The organism is Gilliamella sp. Fer1-1 (assembly GCF_001690825.1).
Lineage (GTDB): Bacteria > Pseudomonadota > Gammaproteobacteria > Enterobacterales > Orbaceae > Gilliamella > Gilliamella apicola_C.
In genome coordinates, this window is record NZ_LZGX01000003.1 from 1 (window position 1) to 11,454 (window position 11,454).

Annotated in this window: 7 protein-coding genes; 4 read left to right on the forward strand and 3 right to left on the reverse strand. The window is 34.2% G+C overall.

Annotated features, from left to right (window positions below):
* The first annotated feature begins 279 nt into the window (after positions 1-279).
* The 3 genes from pykF (at position 280) to A9G28_RS00110 (ending at position 5,417) form a co-directional block, all read left to right on the forward strand.
* Positions 280-1,692 (forward strand): pyruvate kinase PykF, encoded by a 1,413-nt coding sequence (gene pykF, locus A9G28_RS00100; protein ID WP_065579392.1) that lies wholly within the window; start codon positions 280-282, stop codon positions 1,690-1,692.
* 110 nt (positions 1,693-1,802) lie between these two features.
* Positions 1,803-3,860, forward strand: a complete 2,058-nt coding sequence (gene ppk1, locus A9G28_RS00105) for a polyphosphate kinase 1 (RefSeq protein WP_065567215.1) — start codon at positions 1,803-1,805, stop codon at positions 3,858-3,860.
* A gap of 72 nt (positions 3,861-3,932) precedes the next feature.
* A complete protein-coding gene (locus A9G28_RS00110) occupies positions 3,933-5,417 on the forward strand; it encodes a Ppx/GppA phosphatase family protein (RefSeq protein ID WP_081295525.1) in 1,485 nt (494 codons plus the stop codon).
* A 60-nt stretch (positions 5,418-5,477) separates the two neighbouring features.
* Here A9G28_RS00110 and A9G28_RS00115 read toward each other — a convergent pair whose 3' ends face one another.
* From A9G28_RS00115 to A9G28_RS00125, 3 genes are all read right to left on the reverse strand, one after another.
* Positions 5,478-6,938 (reverse strand): DASS family sodium-coupled anion symporter, encoded by a 1,461-nt coding sequence (locus A9G28_RS00115; RefSeq protein ID WP_065567217.1) that lies wholly within the window; start codon positions 6,936-6,938, stop codon positions 5,478-5,480.
* A 217-nt stretch (positions 6,939-7,155) separates the two neighbouring features.
* Positions 7,156-8,073 (reverse strand): FAD:protein FMN transferase, encoded by a 918-nt coding sequence (locus A9G28_RS00120; RefSeq protein WP_218056999.1) that lies wholly within the window; start codon positions 8,071-8,073, stop codon positions 7,156-7,158.
* Positions 8,074-8,152: 79 nt separating this feature from the next.
* Positions 8,153-10,924 (reverse strand): flavocytochrome c, encoded by a 2,772-nt coding sequence (locus tag A9G28_RS00125; RefSeq protein ID WP_065579394.1) that lies wholly within the window; start codon positions 10,922-10,924, stop codon positions 8,153-8,155.
* Positions 10,925-11,272: 348 nt separating this feature from the next.
* Between A9G28_RS00125 and A9G28_RS13690 the strand changes: the two genes are divergently transcribed.
* A partial coding sequence (locus tag A9G28_RS13690; RefSeq protein WP_218057295.1) for a hypothetical protein occupies positions 11,273-11,454 on the forward strand: 182 nt, incomplete at its 3' end.

The following is an 11,454-nucleotide window of genomic DNA, read 5'->3' on the forward strand; positions in this document are numbered from 1 at the left end:
GTATGTATGATATAAAAAACTTTATTTAAAATACTGTTAAGAATATAATAAGGGTAATTTTTAAAGGATTTAACTTATTGATGAAATTATCATACTCTTCAGATATTTTATGTGACTTTTGTAGCTGTTTAAAAGCTACAAAAAGTACTTTTAGCCTATCTTACCAATGCCTTGTCATTGGTTTTTTTTTGCATAACGTTGATTTATCGAATTTTTAAATTAAAACATTAACATTAACATTAACATTAACATTAAATACATTACTAAGTAGATACTATTATGAAAAAGACAAAAATTGTTTGTACTATCGGACCAAAATCTGAATCAAAAGAAATGTTAGCAAAACTATTAAACGCAGGAATGAATGTTATGCGTTTAAACTTTTCTCATGGTGATTATGAGGAACATGGTAACCGTATTAAAAATTTACGAGAAGTAATGCAGGAAACTGGTTTAAAAGCAGCAATTATGTTAGACACCAAAGGACCTGAGATCCGCACCATTAAATTAGAAGGTGGCAATGATGTATCACTTGTTGCAGGCCAAACTTTCACTTTTACAACCGACAAAAGTGTTATTGGAAATGCCGAACGAGTTGCTGTGACCTATGATGGCTTTGCGCATGATCTTAAGCCTGGCAATCGTGTACTTGTTGATGATGGTTTGATTGCTATGGACGTTAAAGAAATCAAAGGCAATGAAGTTATCTGTACGGTTTTAAACAATGGTGATCTTGGTGAAAATAAAGGTATTAATTTACCCGGTGTCTCAATTAAGTTACCTGCCCTTGCAGAAAAGGATAAAAACGACCTGATTTTTGGTTGCGAGCAAGGCGTTGACTTTATTGCTGCATCATTTATTCGTAAACGTTCGGATGTCGAAGATATTCGCGCACACTTAAAAGCCCATGGTGGCGAAGATATTAAGATCATCTCAAAAATCGAAAACCAAGAAGGTTTAGATAATTTTGATGAGATTCTTGAAGCTTCCGATGGTATTATGGTGGCTCGTGGCGATCTAGGTGTGGAAATTGCTGTTGAAGAAGTTATTTTTGCTCAAAAAATGATGATCAAAAAATGTAATAAAGCATCTAAACCTGTTATTACAGCAACACAGATGCTTGATTCAATGATTAAAAATCCTCGCCCTACTCGTGCTGAAGCTGGCGATGTGGCTAATGCAATTATTGATGGTACGGATGCTGTTATGCTTTCTGGTGAAAGTGCTAAAGGTAAATACCCTTTAGAAACAGTCAATGTCATGGCAACTATCTGTAAACGCACTGATGGCACAATTCCAGCGTCATTAGAATTAACATCAAAAGAAGAAAAATTACGTATAACAGCAGCTGTTTGCTGTGGCGCTGTAGAAATCGCTGAGCGTCTAAATGCCCCACTTATTGTTGTTGCAACCCGTAGTGGTAAATCAGCTCGAGAAGTTCGCCATTATTTCCCAAAAGCGCGCATTTTAGCATTATCATCTAGCCAAAAAACAGTTAATCAATTAGCTGTCACCAAAGGTGTAGAGCCTATTTTAATTGATTCAATCAACTCAACTGATGATTTTTATCGCTTAGGCAAAGAGATGGCGGTAAAAGTATGCGGTTTACAACAAGGTGATATTATCGTTATGGTTTCAGGCGCTTTAGTTCCAAGCGGCACCACTAATACAACTTCGGTTCATCGTATTTAAAAATTAAATTTTAATCTTATATAAAATAAAAAAGCTAGCTACCTGCTAGCTTTTTTTTTTACTTAAGCTATTCTGTACAAGATATTATTAATTGAGTTTGAAAAACTAAAATGATTGAAGAAAAAGTATATTTACCTAAAGAACTCAGTTGGTTGTCTTTTAATCAACGTGTTTTACAAGAGGCGGCAGATAAAAGTAATCCACTTATTGAACGTGTGCGTTTTTTAGGCATATACTCAAGTAACCTTGATGAGTTTTATAAAGTACAGTTTGCTAACCTAAAAAAATATGTGCTTATTGAACAAGAACAAGCACATTCTTTGCCTAATGCTAAGAATTTATTGCGTCAAGTAAATCAAAAAGTTATCCAATTGGAATTACAATTTGATCAGCTCTACAATGAATTATTATTAGAAATGGCTAGAAACCAAATCTTTTTGATTAATGAACGACAACTTTCCGCCTACCAAGAAAATTGGATCAAAAATTATTATAAACAAAATCTTAGACAGTACATAACCCCTATTTTGCTTGATAGCCATACAGAGCTTATTCAATTTTTAAAAGATGATCATGCTTATTTGGCTGTAGAAATTATTTGTGAAGATAATATCAGTTATGCATTACTGGAACTACCAACAGATAAGGTTTCTCGTTTTGTATTATTGCCATCTGAAGTGTCCACTAAAAATAAATCCATTATCTTTTTAGACAACATACTTCGATATTGCTTAACGGATATTTTTAAAATATTTTTTGATGCCAAAGAATTAAATGCTTATTCAATTAATATCAATAGGGATGCAGAATACGAATTAAACACCGAATTAGATAGTTTACTTGAGCTTATGTCTCAAGGTTTAAAACAACGTTTAACGGCACAGCCTGTACGCTTTACTTATCAAAAAGATATGCCAAAAGCATTATTTGAATTGTTAATTAATAAATTACGATTAACTGAACAAGAGGCGATGCCTGGCGGTCGCTATCCTAATTTTAAAGATCTGGTCAAGTTTCCTGATTTTGGGCAGAAGAAGCTATTAAATAAAAAAATTTCAAGTCTAAGTTACAATCGATTTAAACAATTTCGTAATGCTTTTGATACAATAAAAGATCGCGATGTTTTACTTTATTATCCTTACTATTCTTTTGGGCATGTTCTTGAAATTATGCGCCAAGCCTCATTTGATCCTTCTGTTACGCATATTCGTATGAACATATATCGAGTAGCTAAAGACTCACGTTTTATTCATACTGCGATTAATGCTGCTAATAATGGTAAAAAAGTTACTGTAGTGGTTGAGTTACAGGCAAGATTTGATGAAGAAGCAAATATAAAATGGGCAAAACGGCTAATTAGTAGCGGAATTAAAGTCATCTATTCACAACCAAAACTTAAGATCCATGCCAAGTTATTTTTAATTGATCGTAAAGAAGATGATGGAATTGTTCGTTATGCTCATATTGGTTCTGGTAATTTTAATGAAAGAACGGCGGCCATTTATACCGATTTTTCACTATTAACTGCAGATCCAGCCATTACCGATGAAGTTAGAAAAGTATTTAATTTTATTGAAAACCCGTTCAAACCTGTATCATTCAACCATTTGCTTGTTTCACCGCAAAATACACGATTACGATTTTATGAGTTTATCGAGCGGGAAATAAATAATGCAAAAGTGGGGAAACCCGCGGGCATTTATTTAAAGTTAAATGCAATAACAGATCAAGATATGATAGATCAACTATATCGCGCATCATGTGCTGGAGTAAAAATTAGAATGGTAGTAAGAGGAACCTGCGTATTGGTACCGCAAATTCCTAACTTAAGTGAAAATATCACGGTCACCAGTATTGTTGATCAGTTTTTGGAGCATGCTCGTGTCTATATTTTTGAAAATGATGGAAGAAAAGATACATATATTTCTTCCGCAGACTGGATGCCTCGTAATCTCGATAACCGTATTGAAGTGGGTGTAAAAATTTTCGATCCAATAATAAAATCAACTATTCATAATATTTTTGATATACAGTGCAATGATAACGTAAAAGCTCGCATTATTGATAAAGATGCCACCAACAATTATGTGCAAAGAGGCAATAAGAAAAAAACCAGAGCCCAATATGCCATTTATGATTATTTGAAACGGTTAGAATCATTTGAATAATGAATTGAGGATTTTAAAGTGGACAAATTCAATGAATATGCCGTAGTTGATCTTGGTTCAAACAGCTTTTATATGGTTATAGTCCGTATCATTGATGGCGCGATGCAAATTATTTATAAAAATAAAAAAAACATTCATCTTGCAACGGGGCTTAATGCTAATAATCAGCTCAATGAATCAAGCATTATACGAGGAGTGCAGTGCCTTGAATTATTTGCTGAACGATTAAAAGGATTTCCAGCTGAACATGTTCGTGTTATAGCGACGCATACTTTGCGTGTTGCCAAAAATAAGCATCAATTTTTGATGGCTGCAGCCAAAGTATTTCCTTTTCCTATTGAAATTATTTCAGGTCAAGAAGAGGCTCGCCTTATTTATTTAGGTGCCATGACGACAGAATCAACATCGTCAACTGATACCAAATTTGTAGTAGATATCGGTGGTGGATCGACTGAAATTGCAATAGGAAAAGGAAATGATTTAAAACCATTGCTTGTAGCTAGCCGTCCCATGGGCTGTGTAACTTATGCTAAGCAATTCTTTCATGATCAAAAAATCGATTTTGATTCATTTCAACGAGCAAGGCTTGCCGCCGAACAACAAATTGAAAGTATGATTCATATTATTAAAAAGCAGAAAATCACTGTAGCATTTGGATCATCGGGAACGATTAAAGCTATTTATCGTATTTTATTAGACATTGGTGTCTGTGATGGAATTATTACGCCTAAAAGGCTAGATGATTTAATTCGTTATATTTTGGAATTTAAATCTTGCCAAGATATTAACTACCCTTCACTTTCTAATGAAAGAAAAAGCATATTTGTTAGTGGGCTGGCAATATTTTGTGGTATTTTTTATGCCCTAGGCTTAGAGGCTTTACGCTTTAGTCCGTGTGCATTGCGTGAAGGCGTGCTTTATGAACTCATTGATGGTCCTAATTTCCGAGATATTAGACAAAATACAGCTCAATTACTTTCCGATCATTACAACGTTGATCAACGCCATGCAAAACAAGTGGTTAAAACTGCAAAATTTTTATTTTCTCAATGGCAACAACAAACACAAATCGTTATTCCACCTAATTTAGAATCTATATTGTATTGGGCTGCGCAATTGCATGAAGTTGGGTTAAAAATCAACTTTACTTCGATTCATAAACATTCGAGTTATATTTTAAAGAATAGTAATTTGCCGGGGTTTAATGAAGAACAACAATTACTTTTAGCAACGCTTGTTCGTTATCATCGCAAATCAATTAATATTGATGAAATCCCTTATTTCAGTTTGTTTGAATACAAGCATATAATATCAGCCATGCAAATGCTTAGATTATCTATTCTAATAAATAATCAGCGAAATACCGATCTAAACCTTGATGCATTTAAATTAAAATTATCAAAAAATAGCCCCACCCAAATAACGTTAGAAGTTAATCAAGATTTTGTCGAAAAGAATAAATTAATCTTATTGGATTTAGAACAAGAACAAAAATATTGGAAACCGATTGATGATTGGCAATTATCAATTAAAATTTGTCGCTATAAAATTAACTAACTATAAAAATACCGCCAGTCAATGTGGCGGTATATAATCTTTAGTGTATATAATTAGTTATTAGCTAAGACCGATTATTTTCCACCATAAAATACCCACAGTAAATAAGATAGCCAGATTTATAATGCTACAAATAAACCCGACTTTCCACCAAGTTTTTACAGGAACAAAACCTTCAGCAAATAATAGCGGATTTCTTGCATTGGCAAATTGCGTAATTGAACCAAAATAGTTAGTACAAATAACTAAAGCAAAAATTGCAATAAATGTGGGTACGCCAAGAGCAATAGCTATCGATAAGAAAACTGGAAATAAAGCGGCGATATGCGCATTACCACTGGCAAAAAGATAGTGCAAATAAACATACGCAACACATAAAACAATCAGCACTAATAACCAGCTACTTTCACCCAAATAACCTTGCACAGCACTACCTATTGTATCACCTAACCATTTTGTCACACCAAGTTTATTGACTTGCCCTGCTATCATCAATAATGCCGCAAACCAAATTAATGTATCCCAAGCTGCTTTTTCACTTTTGATGTCATCCCAACTTAATACACCGGTTAAAAGCAAAATAGTCAAACCAATAAAGGCAGTTGTTGTTGAATCAATATTGAAGTTTTTACCAAAAATCCAAAGTGCTAATAATAGAATAACTGTTCCACCCATAATGATTTCTTTAACGGTGATAGATCCCATTTTTTTCAATTCTTCAGCAGCTAATTTAGGTGCTTCTGGTGTCTTTTTTAGCTCTGGGTTAGTTAAAAAGTAGATAACTAAAGGAATAATAATAAATGAAACTAAGCATGGAACAATAGCTACAATAAACCATTGTCCCCAGCCTAATGTGATATCTAGTGATTTTGTCACTAACTTAGCAGCTAATAAATTTCCAGTAAACGCCGTTAAGAACATTGCCGAGGTAATGTCATTGATATGGCTAATAGTTAACATTAAAAATGTACCAATACGGTTTCTTGATTCATCCTTAGGGCTAGAATTAAAATTGATAGCTAATGCTTCAGCTATTGGGTAAATAACCCCACCAGCACGTGCAGTTGTACTTGGAATCGCTGGCGCTAAGGCCATATCAGTGACAGCTAAACCATAGGCAAGTCCCAATGTATTTTTACCTAAGATCTTCACAAGATAATAGGCAATACGTTTACTTAAACCTGTTTTAATAAAGCCGCGAGCAATCATAAAAGCAATAACAATTAACCAAATTAACCCACTATTTAATTCGCTTAATGATATCTCTATAGCGTTTTTAGCACTTTCAGCTCCCGTTGGTCTCAATACTGCAAATACCGTAATTGCTAATAAGCCGATTGCACCAATTGGCATAATTTCAGCAACAATACACGCAATTGTTGCAATAAAGATAATGCTTGTTTGCCAACCTTCTTGACTGATGCCTTGAGGAGGAGATATAAACAACCAAAGCATTGCTGAAATTGCCGCAATAATTATAAATGGTAGCCATTTTACTGGCGGTTTTTTTACTACATTCATAGTATTTCCCTTTTTAATTTAAATATAATTTTATTACACCGATGTAAATTCTTTCTTTTTTAAATTTCACAAATCTACCCAGAAAAAACTTCAATAAAATCAATGGTTTTTCTGACTGTTTTTTTATCAAAACTAAGCTGTTATTAAATTAAAACAGTAAAAACAAAGATCTAATATAATCGTTATTTTTATCATTTTTTGATGCTAAGCCTGTTGATTAATCGGTGATTATTTTGTACTGAGTGTCAATTAGTTGAAAAACAAAATTATCAGGGTTTATTAATGCTATTGTTTTATTTTTTAACAAAAATATAGCTGATAAGTTTTGATGCTTTTGTAAATATTTTCTGCTGTTATCAAGTCCCCATCCATAAAATACCGTTGAGTAAATATCACCTTCTAATGAAGAATTGGATATTACTGTCACACTGTCTAGCTCATTATCTAATGGATAACCTGTCTTGGGATCTAATATGTGATGATAAAGATGATTGTTTTGTATAAAAAAACGTTCATAAATCCCCGATGTTACAACAGACTTATTTTTAACTTTAATAACTCCTGATAACTTATCATCAGTTGCAAATGGTTTTTTTAGCCCCACATGCCAATAGCTGTTTTCATTGGTTAAAGGGCTACCTAAAGTTAATACGTTACCACCTAAATTAATAATACCTTGATAAACTTGATATTTATGTAAAATTAATTTGGCAACATCGGCAATATACCCCTTAGCAATTGCGCCTAAATCAATTTCCATGCCGAATTTTTTCAAAAAAACAGAACGATTATTTGTATCTAGCTCAATATTATTAGGATCTGTTAACAATAACCGCTGTTTAATCAATTTTGCTGGTGGAACTTGTTGCCCGTTGAAACCAATTTTCCAAAGTTTAACTAAAGGACCAATGGCAAAATTAAAGCAGCTATTGAAATGCAAACTGACTTTTTGTGCTTGTTCAATCAAAGAAAATACCGAGCTACTCACAGTAACAGGGTGACTGCCCGCAGCTAAATTGATTGACATGACTTCTGATATTAACCTATTTACAGTCAACTTATCTTCAAGCAATTTAATGCTGTCAAAAACGGCCTGTGCAACGGTGTCATTAGGCTCTATAAGCGTTAATGACACCGTTGTTCCCATTAAAGTTTGAGTATATTTATAACTCGACCTTAACATACTAAACAAGACCCAAATCGCTACAACTCAATTAACTTTTTATATAATGGGCAGCTTTTTTACCTGCTTGCATACCGAAAATAATGATATCTGCAACCGCATTACCACCTATTCGGTTTGCTCCATGTATTCCCCCCACAACTTCGCCTGCGGCAAAAACACCTTGAATGACATTTTTATTAGCATCTAAAACTTGTGTTTGAGTATTGATAGTCACACCGCCCATAGTATGGTGAACACCAGGGGCAATTTTTATTGCATAAAAAGGTGCTTTTTCTATAGGATGACGTATGCCCGTTGTTCGGCCAAAGTCCTGATCGTGCTTAGTAACGGCAAACTGATTATAGCGCGCTACGGTGTTAGCTAATGTGCGACTATCAATTGATAACTCTTGTGCTAATTCTTCAAGAGTATTTGCTTGAGTGACCAGCTGATTTGAGACATATTCTTCCACCGATTTATTTTCATCACGAACTTGTTGATCAAATAAGATATAAGCATAATGTTCAGGTAAACGAATAATTTCTGCTGATACTTTATCTCGGGTATCAAGCTCATTAACAAATCGTTGGCCTTTTTGCGATACGAGTATCGCCCCACCACCTCGAATAGATTCAGAAATCAAGTAAGAAGATGTTTGTTCTACTGTTGGATGAATTTGGATTTCACCCATATCAACAGTTCCAGCCCCAAGTTTTTCCAATATCATAATGCCAGAACCCGTTGCACCTTTATGATTGGTGGTAACAAAACCTTTAAGATCAGGGCGATATTTTTCAACCATGGCAGTATTAGCACTAAATCCACCTGTTGCGATAATAACGGCCTTAGTTTTTATCACGCGAGTTGAGCCATCTTCTTCGGAAATTTTAACGCCAATGACTTTATTGTTCTCAGTGACAATTTCAGTAACCGCAGTATCTAACATAACTTCAATACCACGCTTATTGATATTTTTAACTAGACCACTAATTAAAAAACCACCAACTGCCGCCCCGCTTTCTGGGCGATGGGTTCGATCGATGCTCATTCCCCCTGTGGTTGTAATACCACTTAATTCAATATCATTATTATCTAACCAATCGATAGCCTCTGGTGCATTTTCAACAAAGTATCGTAATAAGTCAGGATTATTTTTATTTTTTCCACCAGCCATAGTTTCTTTATAAAAAAGCTCTTTACTATCGACAATGCCTTTGAGTTTTTGGAATTTAGTTTCCGCAGCATTCATACCTGCCGAAGCTTTATTAGTATTACCACCAATCACCGGCATTTGCTCAACAATAACAACTTTTGCCCCATGATCATGTGCTTGAATAGCTGAGGCAAGCCCCGCGCCACCACTACCAACAACGACAACATCAAAAGAAAGATCATCAGGATCCCCCCCTTCGGCAATAATTGCGTCTTTGTTAGATTTTGCCATTGCTTTAGTTACAGCTTTCTTAAATGCTTCACATTGTGTTGTTGCCCCAGAGATAGCATCAACATGTGGACTATTTGAATCAATAATTCTATGTTTAATTTCAGTAAAATTATTTAAAACTTCACTATCAAAATTTTGAGCATTAACTAATTGTATATCTTTTATAAAATCCTTACCTAACTCAACGTTAATCAAAAATTCATAAGATTCATCATTAACTTTCTCTTGATACTGGCCTGGTTTGAACTTTTTCACATTAAGGTTAGCATCACGAATCAAACTTTCAACAAGGGAAAAATGCCATAAAGGCTCAGGAATATTAAGCTCTTCCCGTTTATCACTATTGATAAATAGTTCTAACATTTCCCCTTTTTTAATGCGACTAACCCAATCAGGATAAGCAATACAAGCACGACCAACAGCAACTAAATCATAGCCATTTTTAAAAGCTGCATCGATATCACTTTGATTAACAATATTACCGACCCCCACAACAGGAATTTTAGCTAACTGCTCAGATCGCATTGCAACATATTTATTGATTAGTGGTGTTGTATCTTCGATATCAACGATCGAAGGTCTTAAAATCGACCCCATTGAGAAATGAACATAATCAAGCCCTTTTGCAGCCAGTTTTTCAAGCAAATACATGGTATCATCAAAACGAATACCAGGGACTTCTAGCTCTTCGGGGGAAAACCGATATCCAACAATAAACTCAGGAGTTGCATATTGTTGAATCATATTATGTGTGATATCTAAAATCGCAAGCGGGAATCGAGTACGATTATCACGATTCCCCCCCCATTTATCATTACGTTGGTTTGAATTAGGTGAGTAGAATTGTTGAATTAAATAAGTATTTGCGCCATGAATTTCTACACCATCAAAACCAGCCTGAATAGCACGACGCACAGCTTGACCAAACTTGTCAATCATTTCATCTACTTCTTCAGCCGTTAATTCAACTGGAGTTGGAGCATTCGGGCGTGGAGCAGCAATGGCACTCGGGCCTACTGGTGATTGGCCACCAATTAACTTTGGCTCAACCATTCGTCCACCATGATAAACTTGAATAATAGCTTTAGAACCTTGCTCTTTGATAACTTTAGCTATTTTTGCTAATCCCTCAATTTTATCATCACTATCTAAGCCAATTGCGCCAGGAAAAGCTAATCCTTTATTATCAACAAAGCCACATTCGACTATCACTGTGCCAATATCACCAGCTCTTACTCGGTAGTATTCAATCAAATCATGCGTAACAGAACCATCATAAAAACCTGAACAGGTTGTCATCGGCGCCATCATGATGCGATTTTTTAATTCTACCCCATTTGGTAACGTTAACGACTTAAATGTAAGTTGATTTGTCATTTGATATACCTAATTATTTTATTTGAATTCATTTATTAGCAATTATGATAGCATCCCAAACAACAATTCTCTATGTAAATTCAGTCTATCAATACATTAAGTATCAATTTTTCGACAGTATTTTTTACATATTTATTAATGAATTAGGCATGCATCGTTTTTAGAATCAACAAAATTACTTCGTTTTCATATAAAAAATCATTAAATTTAATGTATCCAAGTAGAAAAAATCTAAAAAAAAACACTGTAACCATTTCATTTAGTTACATATTTCCTATTATTTTTATGTTGAACTTTAATTTTGTTTAGATAGAATGTCTTGAAACCAACACAAAGAGAATATCGTATATGTTTATAACACCGATTGAGCTTTTAACATTGCAACCGACTTTTAATTCTCTTTCTGCCCTGTTTTTTAATCCTCCTTCATGGAGGATTTTTTTTGTTGCAAAAATCTTTTCTTTTTATTCTTGTTATAAATTAAAAGCCAAAATCAATTTTACTTTAAGAAAGCGCATGATCAGGAGATA

Excerpts from the sequence above, each read along its gene's own strand:
- pykF (WP_065579392.1), top strand. The coding sequence starts at position 280 with ATGAAAAAGACAAAAATTGTTTGTACTATCGGACCAAAATCTGAATCA.
- ppk1 (WP_065567215.1), top strand. The coding sequence starts at position 1,803 with ATGATTGAAGAAAAAGTATATTTACCTAAAGAACTCAGTTGGTTGTCT.
- A9G28_RS00110 (WP_081295525.1), top strand. The coding sequence starts at position 3,933 with ATGGTTATAGTCCGTATCATTGATGGCGCGATGCAAATTATTTATAAA.
- A9G28_RS00115 (WP_065567217.1), bottom strand. The coding sequence starts at position 6,938 with ATGAATGTAGTAAAAAAACCGCCAGTAAAATGGCTACCATTTATAATT.
- A9G28_RS00125 (WP_065579394.1), bottom strand. The coding sequence starts at position 10,924 with ATGACAAATCAACTTACATTTAAGTCGTTAACGTTACCAAATGGGGTA.